The organism is Streptomyces sp. NPDC002536, from assembly GCF_053594995.1.
Genome location: NZ_JBSFWU010000022.1, coordinates 50,603 through 71,434, shown reverse-complemented (window position 1 = coordinate 71,434; position 20,832 = coordinate 50,603). Strand labels below are relative to the sequence as shown.

Genomic DNA, 20,832 nt, shown 5'->3' with positions numbered 1-20,832 from the left:
CCTCACCCTCCGACCCATATCGCGCTCTGTTGACTGCCGTCATCAACTCGATACGCTGACAGCGGATCGGTAGCGACACAAGACCCCCGACGACCTCCCCCAAGGGGGCGTATCCGCCATGGAGTTCATGCCGTCCGCCCACGTCGACACCTTCGCCCGCGACCACCTCCCGCCCCCCGACCGGTGGCCCGGGCTCCGGCCCCTCCCCCACCCCGCGCGCCTCAACTGCGGCGCGGAGCTGCTGGACGGCACGATCGCGCGGCTCGGAGCGGACCGGCCCGCCGTCCATGACGGCGCCGGGGGCGTGTGGACGTACGGGGAACTCAAGGAGAACGTCGACCGGGTCGCGCACACCCTCACCGAGGACCTGGGCGTCCTGCCCGGCCACCGCGTCCTCCTCCGCGGGCCCACCACCCCCTGGCTGGCGGCCTGTTGGCTGGCGGTGATGAAGGCCGGGGCCGTCGCCGTGACCGTCCTCGCCGCACAGCGGCCCCGCGAACTCGCCACGATCTGCGGCATCGCCGGCATCCGGCACGCCCTCTGCGACACCCGGTCGACGGACGGCCTGGCGAACGCGCGTATACCACACTTGCGCATCACGCCGTACGGGGGCGACACGGCGGACGACCTGCTGTGGCGCGCCGTGCACAAACCCCCGTCCTACACCCCGGTGGAGACCTCCGCGGACGACGTCGCCCTCATCGCCTTCACCTCGGGAACCACCGGACGGCCCAAGGCCTGCGCCCACTTCCACCGCGACGTGCTCGCCGTCGCCGACACCTTCTCCGCCCACGTGCTGCAACCGCGCCCGGACGACGTCTTCGCCGGCAGCCCGCCCCTGGGGTTCACCTTCGGGCTCGGCGGGCTCGTCGTCTTCCCGCTGCGCGCGGGCGCCTCGACCGTGCTGGCCGACTGGGGCGGACCGGAGCAGCTGCTCGACGACGTCCAACGCCACCGGATATCCGTGCTGTTCACCGCCCCGACCGCCTATCGCAGCATGCTCGGGGCACTCGGCTCCCACAACTGCGGTTACGACGTCTCGTCGCTCCGCAGATGCGTCTCCGCCGGCGAGCACCTGCCCGCCGCCCTCTGGCACGACTGGCACCGGGCGACCGGACTGCGCCTCATCAACGGCATAGGCGCCACCGAGATGCTGCACATCTTCATCTCCGCCGCCGACGACGCCGCCCGCCCCGGCGCCACCGGCCTGCCCGTACCGGGTTACGAGGCCTGTGTGCTCGGGCCCGACGGGCACCCGGTCCCCGACGGACGGCCGGGCCTGCTGGCCGTCCGCGGGCCGACCGGGTGCCGCTACCTGGCCGACGCGGATGCGCGGCAGTGCGACTACGTGCGCAACGGATGGAACGTCACCGGCGACACCTATATCCGCGACAGGGACGGCTACTTCACCTTCGTCGCCCGTGCCGACGACATGATCGTGTCCGCCGGCAACAACATCGCCGGCCCCGAGGTCGAGGAGGCCCTGCTGCGCCATCCCGACGTGCGGGAAGCGGCCGTCGTCGGACGGCCGGACGCGCACCGGGGGGCGATCGTGGTGGCTTATGTGGTGCTACGGGACGGAGTGCCGCGCGATCGCGAAACCATCGCGAGGCTACGGGAGTTCACCAAAAAGGAGATCGTTCCCTACAAGTGCCCTCGCGAGATCGTGTTCCTCGATACCCTGCCCCGCACGCCAACCGGCAAACTGCAGCGGTTCCGGCTGCGCTCCGGCCCTTTACAGTTTCCCCGTGACTGACCAGCAACCGCCCCACACTCCACGGTCCCTCATCGTCACCTTCTACGGCGCCTACGGCCGCGGCAGCACCGGAACACCGGCCGGACCGGTGCCGATCGCGGCACTGATCCGGCTGCTGGGCTCGGTGGGCGTGGACGCACCCTCGGTGCGGTCCGCCGTCTCCCGCCTCAAGCGGCGCGGGCTGCTCGTCGCCGGCCGCACGGCGTCCGGTGCGGCCGGATACGGGCTGTCCAGCGCCGCCCGGCAGCTCCTGGAGGACGGCGACCGGCGCATCTACGGCCGCCCGTCGGCCCGTTCGGGCCAGGGCTGGCTGCTGGCGGTCTTCTCCGTCCCCGAAGAGGAGCGCCACAAGCGGCACTTGCTGCGCTCCCGGCTCGCCCGGCTCGGCTTCGGGACGGCCGCGCCCGGGGTGTGGATCGCGCCGGCCCATGTGCACGACGAGACGCGGCACACGCTGGAACGGCTGGGCCTGTCGGGGTACGTGGACCTGTTCCGGGGCAGCCACCTCGGCTTCGAGCCGACCGTGGAGTCGGTGGCGCGGTGGTGGGACCTGGAGGCGCTCGCCAAGCAGCACCGGACATTCCTGGAGACGCACGAGCCGGTGCTGCGGCGCTGGTCCCGGAGGCGGCCGGTGCCGGCGGAGGCGGCGTACCGGGACTACCTCCTGGCGCTGGACTCGTGGCGGCGCCTGCCGTACGCCGATCCCGGACTGCCGGCGGGACTGCTGCCGTCCGACTGGCCCGGGGGGCGGGCGTCACGGGTCTTCGCGGCGCTGCACGGGCGGTTGCGGGATGCGGGGGAGGAATTCGTGACGCCGGTGTTGTGAGGGGCCCAAGCCCCCCCGGTTCGGGGGCTGCGCCCCGTAAGGGGCGCGGGGAACTGCGCGACCAGCCACCGACGACCTGCAGTCGACGCACCACCCCTGGGGTCCGGGGCGAAGCCCCGAGAACCTCGACTGCGGGCGCGTCGTGGCTGAGCGCGCAGTTCCCCGCGCCCCTTACGGGGCACGCCCCGTCGGCGGGCGCCGGCTCCCCGCGCGGTACGGCAAGGGCCAAGGGGCCCCCGGCCCCTCATACCCCTGTTCCGCCGCCGCGTGGAGGGTCCAGTGCGGGTCGTACAGGTGCGGGCGCGCGAGCGCGCACAGGTCCGCACGGCCCGCCAGGATCAGGGAGTTGACGTCGTCCCACGACGAGATCGCCCCCACCGCGATCACCGGCACCCCGGCCTCGTGCCGGATCCGGTCCGCGAACGGCGTCTGGTACGAGCGCCCGAACGCCGGGCGCTCCTCGGGGACCACCTGCCCCGTGGAGACGTCGACGGCATCGGCCCCCCGCTGCGCGAAGGCCCGGGCGACGGCGACCGCGTCGTCGCCCGTCGTGCCGCCCTCCGCCCAGTCCGTCGCGGAGATCCGTACCGTCATGGGCCGTTCCGCGGGCCACGCGGCGCGCACCGCGTCGAAGACCTCCAGCGGGTAGCGGAGTCGGGCGTCGAGGCCGCCGCCGTACGCGTCCGTGCGGTGGTTGGTGAGCGGTGACAGGAAGCCCGACAGCAGGTAGCCGTGGGCGCAGTGGAGTTCCAGCAGGTCGAAACCGGCCCGTGCGGCGGCCCGGGCCGCCGCCGCGAACTGCTCGCAGATCACGGCCATTTCGGGTGCGGTCAGTGCATGCGGCGTCTGGTTGACGCCCGCGCGGTACGGGATCGCCGACGCCGCCACGACGGGCCAGTTGCCGTCGGGCAGCGGCTGGTCGATGCCCTCCCACATCAGCCGGGTCGAGCCCTTGCGGCCCGAGTGGCCGAGCTGGACGCCGATGGCCGTGCCCGGTGCCCGGTCGTGGACGAAGGCCGTGATGCGGCTCCAGGCCTCCTCGTGCGCGGGCGCGTACAGGCCCGCGCACCCCGGCGTGATCCTGCCCTCCGCGCTGACGCACACCATCTCCGTCATCACCAGCCCGGCACCGCCGAGCGCCCGCGCGCCGAGGTGGACGAGGTGGAAGTCGCCCGGAGTGCCGTCGACGGCCGAGTACATGTCCATGGGCGAGACGACCACCCGGTTGCGCAGGGTCAGTCCGCGCAGCCGGAACGGCGTGAACATCGGCGGTGTCCCGGCCGGGACACCGGCCTCGCGCTCGACCGAGGAGACGAAGCCGGGGTCGCGCAGGCGCAGGTTGTCGTGGGTGACCCGGCGGCTCCGGGTGAGCAGGTCGAACGCGAACCGCCGCGGCGGGCCACCGATATGGACGGGGAGGTCCTCGAACCACTCCAGGCTCGCGCGGGCGGCGCGCTGCGTGGACTCCACCACCGGGCGCCGTTCGGCCTCGTACGCGGCCAGGGCCGTGGCGACGTCGGGCTGGCGGTCCAGCTGGGCGGCCAGGGCCACGGCGTCCTCGACGGCGAGCTTGGTGCCGGAGCCGATGGAGAAGTGGGCGGTGTGCGCGGCGTCGCCGAGCAGGACCGTGTTGCCGTGCCACCAGCGCTCGTTGGCGACGGTGCGGAAGGCCGTCCAGGCGGAGCGGTTGGAGTGCAGCGGGCGCCCGTCGAGGAGGTCCGCGAAGCAGGCGCCGCACCGTTTCAGGGTCTCGGCCTCGTCGCACCGGTCGAATCCCGCGCGTCTCCACACCTCCTCGCGCATCTCGACGATGACGGTGCTGGAACCGGCGTTGTACGGGTACGCGTGCAGCTGCACGATGCCGTGCCCGGTCTCGGCGAACTCGAAGCGGAAGGCGTCCAGCGGGAGTTCGGCGGAGAGCCATATGTAGCGGCAGCGGTGGGTGGTCAGCGTGGGACGTAAGTGGTCACGGTGGGCGTCGCGCGTCCGGCTGCGGACGCCGTCGGCGGCGATGACGAGGTCGTACGAGCGTGCCAGTTCCGCCGCGGGCGGGGCCTCCGTGCGGAAGCGGAGGCCGACGCCGAGGGTGCGGCAGCGCTCGTGGAGGATCTCCAGGAGCCGGTGCCGGCCGAGGGCGGCGAAGCCGTGGCCGCCGGAGCGCAGCACCGTGCCGCGGCGGACGACGTCGATGTCGTCCCAGCGCACGAACTCGCGCTGCAGCGCGGCGAAGACGGCCGGGTCGGCGCCCTCCATGCCGTCGAGCGTCTCGTCGGAGAAGACGACGCCGAAGCCGAAGGTGTCGTCGGGGGCGTTGCGCTCCCAGAGGGTGATCTCGCGTTCGGGTGCGCGCTGTTTCAGCAGGGCGGCGGCGTAGAGGCCGCCGGGTCCGCCGCCGATGACGGCGACGCGCTGCGCGGCCGGTGCGCTCATCGGCCCTGCCACTTGGGTGGCCGCTTCTCGGTGAAGGCGGCGTGGAACTCGGCGTAGTCGGCGCCGTTCATCAGCAGCGCCTGCGTGGTGGCGTCGAGTTCGACGGCGGCGGAGAGCGGCATGTCGAGTTCGGCGGTGAGCAGGGCCTTGGTCTGGGCATGGGCGAGAGCGGGCCCGTCGGCGAGACGGCGGGCGAGAGTGCGGGCGGCGGCAGGGGCGCCGCCCTCTTCCGTCAACTGACTGATCAGACCGATGCGTTCGGCCTCCTCGGCCTGCACCGGTTCGCCGAGCATGAGCAGCCGTGTGGCGTGGCCGAGGCCGACGACGCGGGGCAGCAGGTACGCGGCGCCCATGTCGCCGCCGGAGAGGCCGACCTTGGTGAAGAGGAAGACGAAGCGCGCGGTCGGATCGGCGACGCGGAAGTCCGCGGCGAGCGCGAGCACGGCGCCCGCGCCGGCGGCCACCCCGTGCACGGCGGCGATCACGGGGAACGGGCAGCTGCGCAGGGCCTGGACGACCTGGCCGGTCATCCGGTTGAAGTCCAGGAGCTGCCGGGTGTCCATGGCGAGGGTGGCGCCGATGATCTCGTCGACGTCCCCGCCGGAACAGAAGCCGCCTCCCTCGCCGCCGAGGACGAGGGCGCGCACGCTTCCGTCGCGGGCGAGTTCGGGCAGCAGGTCGCGCAGGTCGGCGTAGGCGCCGAAGGTGAGGGCGTTGAGCCTGCCGGGCCGGGTGAGGGTGACGGTCGCGACTCCGGCGTCGAGGGCGAGGCGCAGGTGCCGCCACTCCTCGACGCCGGTGCGGGATGCGGAGCCGGTGAACGGACTCATCGGGCGTCCTCCTTCTGCCGAAGGGAGGTGCGGAGTGCCTGCCCGGGGAAGCTATCACCGGTACGTGACTGTCGTCACGAGTGCGCGATAGAAATTGCGCGACACTGCGCCCCGTCAGGGGCGCGGGGAACTGCGCGACCAGCCCCCGCGGGCCCGCAGATCGAGCGAAACGATCAGTCCCCCAACGCCGCCACCATCAGCGCCTTGATGGTGTGCATCCGGTTCTCCGCCTCGTCCCAGACCACCGAGTGGACGGACTCGAAGACCTCGTCCGTGACCTCCAGCGAGGTCAGCCCGTGCCGCTCGTGGATCTCCTGGGCCACCGAGGTGCCCAGGTCGTGGAAGGCCGGCAGGCAGTGCAGGAACTTCACTGCCGGGTTGCCCGTCGCATGCAGGACGTCCATGGTCACGGCGTACGGGGCGAGCAGGGCGATCCGGGCGTCCCAGATCTCCTTGGGCTCGCCCATCGACACCCACACGTCGGTGGTGATGAAGTCGGCATCGCGCACGCCCTCCCCGACGTCCTTGGTGAGCGTGATCCGTGCGCCGCTGGTCTCGGCGATCCGGCGCGCCTGGGCCACCACCTCGGCGGACGGCCACAGTTCCTCGGGGGCCACGATGCGGACGTCCATGCCGAGGAGGGCACCGGTGATGAGGTAGGAGTTGCCCATGTTGTACCGGGCGTCGCCGAGGTAGGCGTAGGCGACGCGCTCCAGCGGCTTGCTGGTGTGCTCGGTCATGGTGAGCACGTCGGCCAGCATCTGCGTGGGGTGCCACTCGTCGGTGAGGCCGTTGAAGACGGGGACGCCCGCATGGGCGGCCAGCTCCTCGACCGTCTCCTGGCCATGGCCGCGGTACTCGATGGCGTCGAACATCCGGCCGAGCACCCGTGCGGTGTCCCTGACGGACTCCTTGTGGCCGATCTGCGAGCCCGCGGGGTCGAGGTAGGTGGTGGAGGCGCCCTGGTCGGCGGCGGCGACCTCGAAGGCGCAGCGGGTGCGGGTGGAGGTCTTCTCGAAGATCAGCGCGATGTTCCGGCCCTGGAGCCTGCGCTCCTCACTGCCCGCGCGCTTGGCGGCCTTGAGCTCGGCGGCCAGCTCGATCAGGCTGTGGAACTCCTTGGCGGTGAGGTCCGTTTCCTTGAGGAGGTGGCGGCCCTTGAGGTCTGTCGCCATGGGGTGGCTCCTAGGTCTGGCAACTGCACGGGATGTGGAAGCTCATACAAGTTTTCGTATCATTATGCACACCCTCACCTTCCGCCCCTATACCGCGTCCCGTTCGACCGGGCAGCTCATGCACCTCGGCCCTCCCCTGCCCCGGCCCAGCTCGCTGCCCGGGATGGTGATGACCTCGATGCCGTGCTTGCGCAGGTAGGTGTTGGTGGTGGCATTGCGCTCGTAGGCGACCACGACGCCCGGCTCCAGGGCCAGCACGTTGCAGCCGTCGTCCCACTGCTCGCGCTCCGCCGCGTGCACGTCCTGCCGGGCGGTCAGGACACGGATCGAGTCCAGCCCCAGGGCGGCGGCGATGGCACGGTGCATGTGCTCCGGCGGATGGTCGGTGACCTTCAGCTCCCGCTCCCCGGCGCCGGGCTCGATGGTGTACGAGCGGAGCATGCCGAGGCCCGCGTACTGCGTGAACGTGTCCCCGTCCACCATGGTCATCACGGTGTCCAGGTGCATGAACGCCCGCCGCTTGGGCATGTCCAGCGCCACGATCGTCTTCGCCGAGCCCGCGGCGAACAGCCCGCGGGCCAGCATCTCCACCGCCTGCGGGGTCGTCCGCTCGCTCATGCCGATCAGCACGGCGCCGCGGCCGATGACGAGCACGTCGCCGCCCTCGATGGTGGACGGATAGGCCGACTGCCCCTCGCACCAGACGCGGAAGTCGCCCATGGCGAAGAGCGGGTGGTGCCGGTAGACCGCCTCGTAGTGCACGGTCTCGTGCCAACGGGCGGGCCAGCGCATCGCGTTGATGCTCACGCCGTCGTATATCCAGGCCGAGGTGTCGCGGGTGAAGAGGTGGTTGGGCAGCGGGTTCAGGAGGAAGTCGTCGAGGTCCATGGCATGGAAGCGGATGGAGACGGGCTCGGCGTGCCGCTCCAGGAACTCCCGCTTGGTCATGCCGCCGATGAGCCACGACGTCAGCTCGGCCTCGGGCATCCCGTCGAAGGCGGCCCGCAGATGCCCGGTGGCCAGGGGGCCGAACTCCTTCTCGTCGAAGACTCTGTCCAGCACCAGGGAACGGGCCCGGGGCGCCTGCAGGCTCTCCTGCAACAGGTCCTGGAAGAGGTGCACCTCGACGCCGCGCTCGCGCAGCACGTCGGCGAAGCCGTCGTGCTCGGCGCGGGCACGGCGCACCCACAGCACGTCGTCGAAGAGGAGGGCATCCTTGTTCGACGGGGTGAGGCGCTTGAGCTCCAGGTCCGGGCGGTGCAGGATGACGCGGCGCAGCCGCCCGGCCTCGGAATCGACGTGGAATCCCATGCCTCCATCCTCGCCCCGGAGCGGGGTGAATACTCGGCATGGACGGCACGGAGTGCCGCACGGCTGCCGCCCCGGGGCGAGTCCGGTGGATCTTCGCGCCCCTTACAGGGCGCTGCCGCGCCCCGGCGCGTACCAGACCCGTTCCGCAGGAACGTCCACCAGCTCGCGCTCGGGCCAGCGCAGAGCACTCAGGCGACCGCCGAAGACGGCTCCCGTATCCAGGCAGACGGTGTTGTTCAGCCACGTCGCCGTGCGCATCGGGGTGTGGCCATAGACGACGGCGGCGCGGCCGCGGTAGTCCTCGGCCCACGGGTGGCGCACGGGCAGGCCGTACTCGTCCGTCTCGCCCGTGGTCCGGCCGTACAGGGCGTGCGCACGGACCCGGCCCGACGTGCGGCCGTGGTACTTCTCGGGCAGCCCGGCGTGGCAGACGACGAGGCGACCGTCGTCGAGGAGGTAGTGGCTGACCAGCGAATCGACGAACTCCCGCACCCGCCCGCGGAATTCCGGATCCCGTCGGCTCTCCCGGTCCAGCTGGGCAAGGGTCTCGGCGAGGCCGTTCGCGGCCGTGTTCCCGCGGCCGTCGAGACGGCGGCCGAGCTTGTTCTCGTGGTTACCGGCGACGCACAGGGCGTGACCGTCGGCGACCATGCCCATCACCAGGCGCAGCACACCGGGGCTGTCCGGGCCGCGGTCGACGAGGTCGCCGACGAACACGGCGGTGCGCCCCGCCGGGTGGACGGCGCCGACGGGCCGGCCGGCCGCGTCGCGGGTGAGGGCGTAACCGAGCGCGGTGAGCAGGCTCTCCAGCTCGGAGCGGCAGCCGTGCACGTCGCCGATGATGTCGAACGGGCCGGTGAGACGGCGCAGATCGTGCGGGTTGCGCTCGCGGACGATCTCGGCCGCCTCGATCTCCTCGGCGCCGCGCAGGACGTGCACGCGACGGCGGAAGCCTTCGCTCTCCAACCGGCCCAGGGAGCGCTGCAGTTCGCTCCGGTGCCGCTGAAGGGCCTGCCGCGGCGGGGCGACCCTGCCCGGGCGGGCGGCGTTGCGCTCGGCGCACACGTGCTCGGGGACGTCGAGGACGACGGCGACGGGCGGCACGTCGTGCTCACGGGCCAGCCGGAGGAGCTCCTTGCGGCTCTCCGGCCGGACGTTGGTCGCATCGACGACGGTGAGACGGCCGCGGGCCAGCCGCTTGTCGACGATGCAGTGCAGCACTTCGAAGGCGGCTGCACTCGCACTCTGGTCGTCCGCATCGTCACCGACCAGGGCACGGCAGAAGTCGGAGGAGACGACCTCGGTGGGCCTGAAGTGCCGTGCGGCGAAAGTGGACTTGCCGGACCCGGTAGCCCCGACGAGCACCACCAGGCACAGCTCGGGAACGGACAGGACATGGGGAGTGCGGACGCCTCCCGCATCGCTCGTGGCATCGCTCGTACTCATGCTGCCTCGCCCTCCTGTCCGCCTCACCGTCGTCGCGCGCCGGGTGTGACGACGGCGCCCCGACGGGCACGGCGGGCCGCGCCGACGGTGCGCAGGACGGCGAAGATCACCTCACGCCCTGGCCACCCTATGACACGGGCCGTGCCCCGCCGGGGGCCGGTCCGCCGCCGATCACGTCGGCCAGCGCCGCGATCCGCTCCGGCCCCACACGGCAGCAGCCGCCCACGAGCCGCGCCCCGGCGGCCACCCACTCGCGGGCGAGCCCGGGCTCGAAGGTGGGACGCCCCTGCCAGTCCCGCGCCGCCGCATCCCACCCCTCCCCGCTGTTCGGATACACCACCACCGGCTTGCCCGTGACGCGCGCCGCCGTCTCCACCGCGGGGCCCACGTCGTACGGATCGCAGCAGTTGACCCCGACGGCGATCACCTGCTCGTTCCCCGCGGCCAGGGCAAACGCCTCCGCCAGCGGCTGCCCGGCCCGGGTGCGCTCCCCGGAGGCGCTGAACGTCAGCCACACCGGCACCCCGCACCCCTGCACCGCCCGCAGCAGGGCCTCGGCCTCGACGGCGTCCGGCACCGTCTCCAGCGCGAGCACGTCCGGCCCGGCCGCGGCCAGCGCCGCGACCCGCGGCCGGTGGAACCGCTCCAGCTCGGCCACGCCCAGCCCGTACCGCCCGCGGTACTCGCTGCCGTCCGCGAGCATCGCCCCGTACGGCCCGACGGACGCGGCGACCCACACCTCGCCCTCCTCCCGGGACGCCGCCCGCCGGGCCAGAGCGACACTGCTCCGCAACAGTGCCGCGGCCTCCTCCCGCCCCTTGCCCCGGCGGGCGAACCCCTCGAACGTGGCCTGGTAGCTGGCCGTGATGAGCACCCGTGCGCCCGCCCTCACATACGCCGCGTGCGCCTGCTCGATCTGCTGCGGATCGTCGGCGAGCAGCCGGGCCGACCACAGCTCGTCGGACAGGTCACAGCCCTGCGCCGCCAGCTGGTTGGACAACCCGCCGTCCAGGACGAGCGGGCCGCGCGCCAAGGCGTCGGCGAGCGATATGGAGGGCGCGGGCATCGAGTGCTCCTTTCCTCGGTTCTCCTCGGTTGTCCTCGGTTCCGGGGGTGCCGTGGGCTCAGCTCAGCTGGGACATGACCTGGGAGGAGATCAGCTCCAGGTGATCCAGGTCGTCCAGGTCGAGGAGCTGGAGGTAGATCCGGGAGGAACCGACCGCCGCATAGCGACCGATCTTCTCGACCACCTCGGCCGGGGACCCCGCCAGGCCGTTCGCCTTGAGCTCGTCCACCTCGCGGCCGATGGCGGCGGCCCGCCGGGCCACCTCGGCATCGTCCTTGCCGACGCAGACCACCAGGGCGTTGGAGTACACCAACTCGTCGGCCTTGCGCCCGGCGGCCTCGGCCGCCGCCCGGACCCGGCCGAACTGCCGCTCCGTGTCCTCCAGGGACGCGAAGGGGATGTTGAACTCGTCGGCGTACTTCGCGGCCAGCCGCGGCGTGCGCGAGGCCCCGTGACCACCGATCAGCACCGGCACCCTGCCCTGCGCAGGCTTGGGCAGCGCCGGGGAGTCGGTGAGCCGGTAGTGCTTCCCGTCGAAGCTGAAGGTGCTGCCCACCTCCGTCTCCCACAGGCCCCTGACGATGGCCAGCTGCTCCTCCAGGCGGCCGAACTTCTCCTTCGGGAAGGGAATGCCGTACGCGGTGTGCTCCTCCTCGAACCAGCCCGCCCCCAGGCCCAGCTCGACCCGGCCACCCGACATCCGGTCGACCTGGGCCACCTGGATCGCGAGGACCCCGGGCAGCCGGAACGTCCCCGCGGTCATCAGCGTGCCCAGCCGGATGCGGCGGGTCTCCCGGGCGAGCCCGGCCAGGGTGATCCAGGCGTCGGTCGGCCCGGGCAGACCGTCCGCGGACCCCATGGCGAGGTAGTGGTCGGAGCGGAAGAAGGCGTCGAAACCCAGGTCCTCGGTGGCCTTGGCGACGGTGAGCAGAGTGTCGTAGCTCGCCCCTTGCTGGGGCTCGGTGAAAATGCGCAGGTCCATCCCTCCATCCTGCCTGCTCGAACGTGCGTCAACCGATCAGCACCCGACCCGCCCCGCCCACCTCGGTCGGGTGAATTTCCGTCACCTCCGCCGACTGTCGGACCGCCCGCCAGTATCCGGCGCGCCCGGTGATCGTTGGCTCGGGCGGAGCCGGACCGCCCGGCACCCGCGCCGGTGTCCGCTGCCGGAGACGACGACCGCAACACCGCCCGCCCGCACCGGGAGGGCCGGGGCCGAGGAGGCCACCATGACCCAGGGAGCCGTGCCCGACGAGGCAGTGCCGAGCGAGGCCGCTTCCCCGCAGCAGGATGCACCGAAGGGCCTGCTGCAGCAGATGGAGGAGCTGATGGCAGCGCTGAACGCCAACCTGTCGCAGCTCGACGCCGACCTTCAGTCCTCGGCCCAGCGCTTCCCGCCCGGGGCGGAGCCTGCGCACGACGCGGGCGGCGCCGGCCCGGACACCGCGGCCGGGGACCGCACCGAGGGCTGACCGGCCGCCCGGCCGTGCGGGCTTCATGCGGCACCCCCGTGCTCCCGCAGGGCGAGCCGTCTCAGCAGGGCGCCCACCCGGTCGCTGGTCTCGTCCGCGGCATCGATGGCCTCGATGCACTGCCAGTACACGGCATCCTCCTCGCAGGCGCAGGCGACGCCCACCAGGGCTATGCCCACCTCGCCGAGGAGATCGCCCAGTTCCCTCAACGCCTGCCACGGGTCGCGCACTTCGGAGAGCTGCGACGCCCGTAGCACTCCGGCGCGCAGCGCGATCTGCCGCAGCGCGCCGGAGGCCCTGCCACCCGCCTCGCTGAGGCCGCCGGCCGCGGCCCGGGCCTCGAAGGGCCCGTGGACCGTCAGGTGGCTGCCGATCGCCTCGGCCAGCGCCTGTGTCTGCCATGCCTCGACCACGATCTCGCGCACCGTCCTGGCCTGCGCCAGGGCGGCCTGCGTGGACTTGATCAGCCGCACCGCGTCCATGCCCCGTCCCCCACATTTTCCGACTGCGCACTCTCACTACCCAGAGTGATGACTAACTGCCGGAAAAGCCAGGGGAATTCAGAAATCTGTGGATACCAAATCGGGTGTGGATAACTCAATCACTCCGGAGAGTGACGATCGTCGTGATCACCGCCCGCACCGGACTCCCGCCCGCCTACCGGAAACCGCCGCTCGTTGCGGTCGATCTTCGCGGAGAGCGCGGCCAGCGCGTCGATCCCCAACACCTCGCAGAACTGCAGCAGGTAGGCCAGCACGTCCGCGACCTCGTCCTCGACCCGCGCCGCCGTCCCCGCATCCGTCATCACCCGGGCCGACTGCTCCGGCGTCAACCACTGGAAGATCTCGACCAGTTCGGACGCCTCGACGCTCAGCGCCGCGGCAAGGTTCTTGGGCGTGTGGAACGGCTGCCAGTCGCGCGCCGCGGCGAACGCGGCGAGGCGCTGCTGCAGCGCCCTCACGTCCGCAGCGCCACCGCCGCTGCTGCCGCCGCTGCTGCCGTCGGCGACACCACTGCACTCGCCACGTCCCTCATACCCGTCGTGCCCATCGCGTCCGTCGTGCCCATGGCATCCGTCACGTCCGTCGCGTCCGTCACGTCCCGGTTCTTCACAGTCTTCCATCACACCCCAGGTCTACCATCGACGCTCCCTCCACCTCCTCCGCCATCGCCCCCGCCTCCCCACGCACCGTCCCCACCAGCCGGATGTGCCCCCGGTGGCACATCCGCCCCGCCAGTTCCAGCAGTTCCCGCGCCTGGCGCGGGTCCAGGCACCGGTCCAGCCCGTCCGCCAGCACCGTCAGCACCTGGCGGGCCGGCAGCACCTCGGTCACCGGCTCCACGGCCAGCACCCCGGGGCCGGTCAGCAGGACCAGGCACAGCGCCAGGTACCGCAACTCCCCGTCGCCCAGCCGCTCCAGCGGCGTGGCCGCCCCCGCGCTCCGGGCCAGGACGGCCCGCACGAAGCCGCCCTCCAGTCCCTGCACCGACAGCCCCTCGACCTGCCCACGGCACCCCGCCTCCGCCGCCGACACCAGCGCGGCGTGCCGGGTGACGCACTCGCTGCCGGTCCGCCCCAGGACCGCGGCGACGTTGTCGCAGGCGCTGCGCAGCCGCCCGTCGCGCGCGGCGACGGGGGCGCGCATCAGCTCCGGACGCGGGTCGCAGGCGAAGACCGAGCGCAGCGCGATCAGGACCTGTTCGGCCGCGTCGAGCACCATGCGCTGCCCCACGGTCTTGCCGGCGACGCGCAGCGGCAGCAGCGCCGTGCCGAGCCGGTCGTCGGGCAGGGGTGCGCGGGTGACGGGCACGGACCCGGCCGTGTGCCAGGCGGCCTCGACGCGGGGCTGTTCCGGGTCGCGCAGCGCCGTGGACAGCAGCGTCCGCCCCGAACCGGTCAACCGTTCGCCCACCACGCGCAGTTCGGGCTCGGCCTGCACCGCCACGTCCAGCTTCACCGGCCCCACGGGCCCCTCGACCGTGCAGCCGATCCGGAACCCGCGCCGCCCCTGGGCGTCCGGCCTGGCGTGCTGCGGCACGCACGCGCCGGCACCGCCGGCCACGGGGACGAGGGCCTCTTCGAGGGTGTCGCCGCCGGCGAGCCGGGCGAGGGCCTCGTAGGCCTGCAGGGCGCTGGACTTGCCACTGCCGCTCGCGCCCCGGAAGAGGGTCAGCGGAGCAAGCGGGAAGACGGCGTTGCGGTGGGACTTGAAAGCGGAGAGCCGGAGTTCGGTGACGGTGGGCCGCTCGAAGACGGCGGCCGGTCGGGCACGGTGTGTGTCCATGCCCGGACCGTATGCGGCGACCGTTCAGCCAAACCGTTTCAGCTGATCACTCTTCCTACGATCGGGGTACCCGGACCCCACCTCGGTCCCTTCGGGTGCGAGAAGGAAGACGTTGGTGTCGATCCGGTGCATCCCGCAGCCCAGGCCGAAGACCACGCCGCTGGCGAAGTCGAGAATCCGCCGGGCGACCTCGGTGTCGGCACTGGTGAGGTCGAGCACCACCGGCACCGCATCCATCAAATGCTCGGCGACCTCTCGTATGTCTGCGAAGAACTGCACGCGCAGAACGACCAGACGCCGCCGGTCGCGCCCCGTCTCCTCCTCGGGCAGGGCCCTGTGGTCTGGCCAGGACGGCCAGGCGTGGTGCCCGCGCAGCGGGACCACTTCGGCAAGCCCTTCCCACTGCTCATCGGTGGCCTCGGACCTGTTCACCGGCTCACCCCTCCGGGGAACGTGCTGACTATGTACATCCCGCGATTCTAGGGACAACCGGCCCCATTCGGCCCAATGACACGCGCCGTGCGGAAGCGCTCCGCCGCGAGGGCGCGTCACCTCCGCTGTCGACAGCGGCTGTTGATGGAGCGACACCTGACGGGGCGTACTCCGCACAGTCGGTTCATCAGTGGAGCAGCGTCCCACATGCCCCCACAGGACTGTGCGGCGGGTCCCAAACGAACGGTCCGACCGGGGCTGCACCGGTCGGACCGTTCCCCCGCAATCCCCCGAATTACGGAGCTCTGGGAGGGGGCGTTCAAGGATGGGCAAGGGGTGATCAGGAGTCGTACCAGACGACTCCGTCACCGCCGTCGTGCCCGATGGTCTGCGTCATGACGTTGCCATCCTGCCAGTACTTGGGGTGCTGGACCAGGAAGCCCCCGACGGACTGGACCGACGTGGCGTCGCACACGCCGTCGGTGCGGATGCAGAACCGCTGCACCGGAACGCCGTCGAACGTCGCAGGGCCGGCGCCGGGCGACGTGAATCCCAGGGCGCCCCAGCCGTCCGGCACCCGGGCCCAGATGCCGGTGCCGGGCTGCATGGGGTCGGCGTAGAGCATGCCGTTCACCTGCGAGCGGGGTATGCCGGTGCCGCCGGCGGCTATCTTCTGGAGCACCTGGTCGGCTATCTGCGCGCCTTGGGAGTAGCCGACGATCGTGAAGCGGGCGCCGGGGTCGCGGTGGTACGTGTCCTCCGCGGCGGTCAGCAGATTGCGGTACCCCTCGCGCACGCTCGCGTCGAAGCTGGGCGCGGTCACGTCCGGGACGTTGCGGCCGTTGAGCCAGGGGCCGGCGCTCGCCGGGTAGCACACCGGCACCGGGATACCGCCGTTGAGGTGCTTGTTGGCGAAGGTGTACGTGGTCGTGCAGTCGGGCGCCGATGCCGCCGAGCCGGTGCCGCCCACCTCTAGGTAGTAGTGGTGCACCGGATCCGCGTGGACGGCGGGTGCGGCGACAACGGTGGCAGCCATCATGGCCGCCGCCGCACCGGCAGCACCCGTCGCCTTCTTCCATCTGCTGGCCAGAGTCATTGCTTTGCTTCTCCTCCAGTCACGTCCGGTCACATCACGTTCGGCCACGGCGGAAACTCAACTGCTGTAGTCGCCATCGACGTTAGTGACGGCTTTGAAATCGCGATGAACCTGCAGGTGCCGGGGTCACGGGTGTCCGCCCTCCGTCCGGAGGTGCTCGACGAGGGCCCGGAGGACGAAGAGATTCGGGGTCGCGGACGCGGCGGTCTCCGGCCCGTTCCGCGTCCCGGCGACGCCGATGGTGACGGTGCCGTCCCGGATCTCGATCCGTTGCACCTGCGACCACCGCGCGGACACCCCCGCGATCCCGGCCCCTTCCCTGGTCAGCCAGACGTCCCCGAAGGTGAGCCGCTCTCCCTTGCCGAGGCGGGCGAGCGCCAGGGGCAGTTGGGCATCGGTGACGGCCCGTTGGATCTCCGGGGCCCATTCCTCCGCTGCACCGTGCGACAGCGTGATCCGTTGTCCGTCGGCATCGGTGAGCGTGAAAGTGCCGTCCTGCCGGAACACGGAGGTGGTGTCGTAGCGGAGGACACGGATCCGCCCCTTGACGACGACCGTCATTCCGCGCTCGTACAGATCCAGCCGCGCGTCCGGATTCGCCCTCGTCGCGGAGGGCAGGACGCTGCGGACGAGGGCCGGCAGGCCACGGATCCCCCGACGTTTCCCCGTGCCGTTCACGTGTGCCGCGTAGGTGGCACGCCGCCTGCCGAGGTGCGCGCGGCCGGCCGCCGCGGAGATTCTCGCCAGCAGCAGTTCCTCGCCGCGCTTCGGCGGCGTCGCCCCGGTCACGGCGTGGCTCCGGCGAGGCCGAGACCGGCGTCGTACCCGCGCAGGATCATCTGGTGCGTCCGGCGCAGCAACTGGCCCGGGGACACGCCCAGGTCGTCGGCCAGCCGGCGGCGGGTGCGCTCGAACACGGTCAGCGCGTCCGCCTGTCGGCCGCCGAGGTAGAGCGCACGCATCAGCATCGCTGCGACCGGTTCGTTCAGGGGCTGCGCCACGGTCAGGGCCCACAGCTCCTCGATCGCCTCGGTGTGCCGGCCCAACCGGAGCTGCCAGTTCAGCTTGCGTTGAGCGAGGGCGGTCCTGCGCTCGGTGAGCCGCAGCCGTTCCAGCTCGGCCGACGGTCCGGGCAGGCCGGCCAGGAGCTCCCCGCGGAACAGGCCCAGCGCCTGGGAGCAGAAGCGGACCGCCTCGGTCAGTTCGCCGGCCCGTTCGGCCGTTCCGGCGGCGGTGACGAGCTCCTCCATGCGCGCCATGTCCACCTCGGCCGCGCCGGGGAGCAGCCGGTAGCCGCACCGGCTGTGCTCGATCACCGAACCGGGGCTGTCCCCGCTGCGCAGGATCTTGCGCAGCCGGTAGATGTACACGGGCACCACGTTCGTCAGGGGAGGCTCCATCCCCCACACCCCGTCGAGCAGTTCCTGCTGACTGACCGCCCGGTCCGGGCACAGCAGCAGGGCGGCGAGCACGGACTGCTGGCGCAGGTGCCCGAGGTCGACAGGCTGCCCGCCGCGCCACGCCTGGAGCGGTCCGAGCACGGATATCCGCAACGGCGGTTCCGGAGCGCGGTGTTCCGGAGCATGGCGTTCCGGAATATGTCGTTCCGGCGTATGTCGGACGACGGCTCGCGATGCCAGGTTCGGCGCCTGCCTGCGGGGGCCGCGGCCGGGTGTGACGAGGCCGCAGTCGAAGGCGTGGACGATGGCGGCGGCCCGGTCGCGCAGCCCGAGGGCGGCGAGGATCCGCGCGAGGTGTCCGGCCACGGTGTCCTGGGGGATGGAGAGTGCGGTGGCGATCTCGGCGTCCCTCATGCCGCAGCCGACTGCGTAGAGCACTTCGCGCTCTTGGTGGGTGAGGGGGGCAAGAGTGGGCTGGGAGATGGTTGCGGTCGTCGGCATCGTGGCTCCCCGGGCTCCGGACTGCTCGGTGTGCTGGGCGGTCTGACGCATGCCGTCGACGCTGGCCGCGAGGCCGGGAAACGGACAGGCCAAGGGACCGGCCGTATGCGGCCGGTGGCCGCGATAGAGTCCCTCACCTGGGGAAATCGACGTGTCCGGGGCGGGAAGGTCGGAACCTGTGAGCAGTGAGTTCAGCACGCTGTTGCGGCAACTGCGGCGCCGGGCGGGGATGACCCAGGAGGCTTTGGCGGAGCGCGCCAAGGTCGGGGTGCGCACCATCCGCGGGCTGGAGACGGGCGAGCGCGCCGACCCCAGGGTGACCACGGTGCGGCTGCTGGCCGACGCGCTGGGGCTGGGGCCGGAGGAGCGCGAGGCGTTGCTGGCGGCGGCGGTGCGACGGGGAGCGGAGGGTGAGCCTCCGGCGGAGCCGACGGTCGAACCGGTCGTAGCACTGCCCAGTTCAGCATTGGACGAATCCCTCGCTGACGTCGCCGATCAACTGGCGCAGGCGGTGGCGGCCCGCTGGCAGCGCGAGGAGGAACAGCGACAGGTCCACGATCCGTACCCGCTGCCGGTGCGCTGGCAGGCGGTTCCCGAGGAGTTGACGGACCACTGGGCCAACATCCGCCGCCTGCCTGCCGGGAGTGCGCAGGGCCCGCTGGACCTGAGCGGGCGGCTGGACGAGATCGTGGGCGTGTACCGGAGAATCCCGTCCGGCCGGCTGGTGGTACTGGGCCGGTCCGGCTCGGGAAAGACAGTACTGACCGTCCGATTCGTCCTCGACTATCTGAAATCGCGTACCCGCGCCGACGCCGTACCGGTGATCTTCAGCATCGGCTCGTGGGATCCCACGGTCATCACGTTCCGCGCCTGGCTGACCGCGCAGTTGACACGGGACTACCCGGGTCTCGCGGCCGCGGCACCGGGCGGCTCGACCCTGGCGGCCGTCCTGGTCGAGACGGGCCGGGTGCTCCCCGTACTGGACGGCTTCGACGAGATAGCCGACGGCCTGCGCCGCCCGGCGCTGGAGTCGCTCAACGCGACCACGCTTCCGCTGCTGTTGACGAGCCGTCCGAAGGAGTACGAAGCGGCAGTGGCGGAGACGGACGTGCTCACCGCCGCCGCGGCAGTGGAGCTGACCGATCTCGCCCTGGACGACCTGGCGGACTACCTGCCGCGCACCACGCGCAAGTCCCGCGGCGGGGACCCCACGGCGACCGCCTGGGACCCGGTGCTGAACGAGCTGCGCGAACGGCCGGAGGGCCGGGCCGCCGCCAACCTCGCCGTGGTGCTGGCCACTCCCCTGATGGTCACCCTCGCCCGCGCCGTCTACAGCGACACGCCAGGGCAGGACCCGGCTGCGCTCCTGGACACCCGGCGGTTCGGCAGCCCCGAGGAACTGGAGGACCACCTCCTCGACAACTTCACCACTTCCGTCTACCGCCCGCGGCCCGGACGGCACCACGAGTTCGACCCCGAACGGGCCAGGTACTGGCTCGGCTACCTCGCCGACCACCTGACGCGGCTCGACACCCCCAACCTGGAGTGGTGGCGCCTCGGTTGTGCGGCGCGGCGCTCCACGCGCACGCTGGTGACGGCACTGGTGATAGGCGTCGTCATAGGCCTGACCGACGTCCTCGTCGGCATCATCAACGACATGCTGTCCTTCCAGATCCTGGACGGACTGGTGGCGGGGCTCTTCGCCGGGCTCGTGTTCGGGATCACGTACTGGTTCATGGTCGCGGCCAAGGGCGCGGCGGTGGCCCCGACCAGCGTGCGCATGAGACTGTTCGGCAGAACGGGCAGGCCGGCACGAAGAGCCCTCCACCGATTGCTGATCGGGTTGCTCTTCGGCCTCGCCTTCGGCTCCGGCTTCGGCGCCCTGGACGGACTGTCCCACGTCCTCTACGGCACCGACCTCACATCCTGCCTACGCGCCGCCCTAGCCAACGGCGTCTTCTTCGGAACCGTCTTCGCCCTGGGCGCCGGCCCGGCCTTCGCCCTCCTGGCCCTCCTGGAAACCCCTCTGGACATCCGCTCCGCCGTCAACCCGGTAAGCCTCCTGCGCGAAAACAGCCGGACGGTCATCACCCAATTCGCCGTCTGGGCCCCGGCCTTCGGCCTCCTGGTCGGCTCCGGCTCCGGGGTCGTCATCCACAACCTGCCGGCCTTCCTGGGCGCGTACAACTGGAACCTCTCGGGAGCCCTCAAACTGGGCATGGCCAGCGGCCTGGGCGGCGGCCTGGGCTACTCGCTCGGCCTGACGGCCTGGGGGCAATGGGTGGTCTTCTCCCGCATCTGGCTCCCGTTGACGGGGCGGTTGCCGTGGTCGGTCATGGCGTTCCTGGAGGACGCCTACGAGCGGGGGGTGCTGCGCCAGGCGGGGGCGGTGTACCAGTTCCGGCATGCGCGGCTGCAGGGGTATTTGGCGCGGGGGTATGGGGGCGGCGGGTGAAGGGGTGAGGTGGCGGGACCTTACTACCCCCTTGGCGTTCCTCGTTCGCTACCTCCGGATGCCCGGTCAGATCCCTCGGATGCTGCCCTCCGGCCGGTCCCCCAAGTTCTCTGACGGATGCCGGCCCCTCTGGCTCCCCACCCATGACACCTCCGCCGCACTGCGGGGCGTCCCGGCCCACGTGCAGTGCCTCACGCAGGCTATTCCTGTCTTCGGCTCTCCGACTGCGTTTTCGTCACCTTCGCGAAGGCTGCGGGGTCGTGCGGTGAAGTACGCACGTCCCTCTGCATGATGTCGGTCCCAGTCATGACCATGTCTTCACCCGACCGAGCCGCGCCCCTGGGACGATAT

18 protein-coding genes and 1 pseudogene are annotated in these 20,832 nt (G+C 71.9%); 4 read left to right on the top strand and 15 right to left on the bottom strand.

Annotated elements, in window-relative coordinates:
* Window positions 1–118: 118 nt before the first annotated feature.
* Together ACWD4B_RS11180 and ACWD4B_RS11175 are read left to right on the top strand one after the other, a co-directional pair.
* The gene (locus tag ACWD4B_RS11180) at window positions 119–1,756 is read left to right on the top strand and encodes an AMP-binding protein (RefSeq protein WP_451420485.1); all 1,638 of its coding nucleotides are present in this window, start codon (window positions 119–121) and stop codon (window positions 1,754–1,756) included.
* Window positions 1,749–2,582, top strand: coding sequence for a PaaX family transcriptional regulator (locus ACWD4B_RS11175; protein ID WP_451420484.1), 834 nt, complete (start codon window positions 1,749–1,751; stop codon window positions 2,580–2,582). Before ACWD4B_RS11180 ends, ACWD4B_RS11175 begins: the two co-directional genes overlap by 8 nt.
* A gap of 171 nt (window positions 2,583–2,753) precedes the next feature.
* Here ACWD4B_RS11175 and ACWD4B_RS11170 read toward each other — a convergent pair whose 3' ends face one another.
* From ACWD4B_RS11170 to ACWD4B_RS11140, 7 genes and pseudogenes are all read right to left on the bottom strand, one after another.
* Window positions 2,754–5,012, bottom strand: a complete 2,259-nt coding sequence (locus ACWD4B_RS11170; protein ID WP_451420483.1) for a bifunctional salicylyl-CoA 5-hydroxylase/oxidoreductase — start codon at window positions 5,010–5,012, stop codon at window positions 2,754–2,756.
* A complete protein-coding gene (locus ACWD4B_RS11165; protein ID WP_451420482.1) occupies window positions 5,009–5,842 on the bottom strand; it encodes an enoyl-CoA hydratase family protein in 834 nt (277 codons plus the stop codon). The genes ACWD4B_RS11170 and ACWD4B_RS11165 overlap by 4 nt, the downstream gene beginning before the upstream one ends.
* 173 nt (window positions 5,843–6,015) lie before the next feature.
* Window positions 6,016–7,017 (bottom strand): ornithine carbamoyltransferase, encoded by a 1,002-nt coding sequence (gene argF, locus ACWD4B_RS11160; protein WP_451420481.1) that lies wholly within the window; start codon window positions 7,015–7,017, stop codon window positions 6,016–6,018.
* Between the two features lie 87 nt (window positions 7,018–7,104).
* A complete protein-coding gene (locus ACWD4B_RS11155) occupies window positions 7,105–8,328 on the bottom strand; it encodes an arginine deiminase (protein WP_451420480.1) in 1,224 nt (407 codons plus the stop codon).
* Between the two features lie 123 nt (window positions 8,329–8,451).
* Window positions 8,452–9,774: pseudogene (locus ACWD4B_RS11150) on the bottom strand (AAA family ATPase); the annotation flags it as partial.
* A gap of 127 nt (window positions 9,775–9,901) precedes the next feature.
* Entirely contained in the window at window positions 9,902–10,840 is a 939-nt protein-coding gene (gene mmuM, locus ACWD4B_RS11145) for a homocysteine S-methyltransferase (protein WP_451420479.1), read from the bottom strand.
* 58 nt (window positions 10,841–10,898) lie between these two features.
* Window positions 10,899–11,822 carry an LLM class F420-dependent oxidoreductase gene (locus tag ACWD4B_RS11140; protein WP_451420478.1) on the bottom strand — a complete coding sequence of 308 codons (924 nt, stop codon included), beginning with the start codon at window positions 11,820–11,822 and terminating at the stop codon, window positions 10,899–10,901.
* 247 nt (window positions 11,823–12,069) lie between these two features.
* On the opposite strand from ACWD4B_RS11140, the gene ACWD4B_RS11135 reads away from it, so the two are divergent.
* A complete protein-coding gene (locus ACWD4B_RS11135) occupies window positions 12,070–12,312 on the top strand; it encodes a hypothetical protein (protein WP_336412697.1) in 243 nt (80 codons plus the stop codon).
* 23 nt (window positions 12,313–12,335) lie between these two features.
* Here ACWD4B_RS11135 and ACWD4B_RS11130 read toward each other — a convergent pair whose 3' ends face one another.
* The 8 genes from ACWD4B_RS11130 to ACWD4B_RS11095 form a co-directional block, all read right to left on the bottom strand.
* Window positions 12,336–12,794 carry a DUF6099 family protein gene (locus ACWD4B_RS11130; protein ID WP_336412698.1) on the bottom strand — a complete coding sequence of 153 codons (459 nt, stop codon included), beginning with the start codon at window positions 12,792–12,794 and terminating at the stop codon, window positions 12,336–12,338.
* A gap of 119 nt (window positions 12,795–12,913) precedes the next feature.
* Window positions 12,914–13,273 carry a nucleotide pyrophosphohydrolase gene (locus tag ACWD4B_RS11125; protein WP_451420477.1) on the bottom strand — a complete coding sequence of 120 codons (360 nt, stop codon included), beginning with the start codon at window positions 13,271–13,273 and terminating at the stop codon, window positions 12,914–12,916.
* Window positions 13,270–13,410: a hypothetical protein gene (locus tag ACWD4B_RS11120; protein WP_451420476.1), complete on the bottom strand. Its 141-nt coding sequence runs from the start codon at window positions 13,408–13,410 to the stop codon at window positions 13,270–13,272. The genes ACWD4B_RS11125 and ACWD4B_RS11120 overlap by 4 nt, the downstream gene beginning before the upstream one ends.
* Window positions 13,411–13,421: 11 nt before the next feature.
* Window positions 13,422–14,597 carry an AAA family ATPase gene (locus tag ACWD4B_RS11115; protein WP_451420475.1) on the bottom strand — a complete coding sequence of 392 codons (1,176 nt, stop codon included), beginning with the start codon at window positions 14,595–14,597 and terminating at the stop codon, window positions 13,422–13,424.
* Between the two features lie 24 nt (window positions 14,598–14,621).
* A complete protein-coding gene (locus ACWD4B_RS11110) occupies window positions 14,622–15,029 on the bottom strand; it encodes a cell division protein SepF (RefSeq protein WP_336412701.1) in 408 nt (135 codons plus the stop codon).
* Between the two features lie 340 nt (window positions 15,030–15,369).
* The gene (locus tag ACWD4B_RS11105; RefSeq protein WP_451420474.1) at window positions 15,370–16,125 is read right to left on the bottom strand and encodes a PE-PPE domain-containing protein; all 756 of its coding nucleotides are present in this window, start codon (window positions 16,123–16,125) and stop codon (window positions 15,370–15,372) included.
* 126 nt (window positions 16,126–16,251) lie between these two features.
* Window positions 16,252–16,914 (bottom strand): DUF6585 family protein, encoded by a 663-nt coding sequence (locus ACWD4B_RS11100; protein WP_451420473.1) that lies wholly within the window; start codon window positions 16,912–16,914, stop codon window positions 16,252–16,254.
* Window positions 16,911–18,026: a BTAD domain-containing putative transcriptional regulator gene (locus ACWD4B_RS11095; protein WP_451420507.1), complete on the bottom strand. Its 1,116-nt coding sequence runs from the start codon at window positions 18,024–18,026 to the stop codon at window positions 16,911–16,913. Before ACWD4B_RS11095 ends, ACWD4B_RS11100 begins: the two co-directional genes overlap by 4 nt.
* A gap of 178 nt (window positions 18,027–18,204) precedes the next feature.
* On the opposite strand from ACWD4B_RS11095, the gene ACWD4B_RS11090 reads away from it, so the two are divergent.
* A complete protein-coding gene (locus ACWD4B_RS11090) occupies window positions 18,205–20,481 on the top strand; it encodes a helix-turn-helix domain-containing protein (RefSeq protein ID WP_451420472.1) in 2,277 nt (758 codons plus the stop codon).
* The last annotated feature ends 351 nt before the right edge of the window (window positions 20,482–20,832 follow it).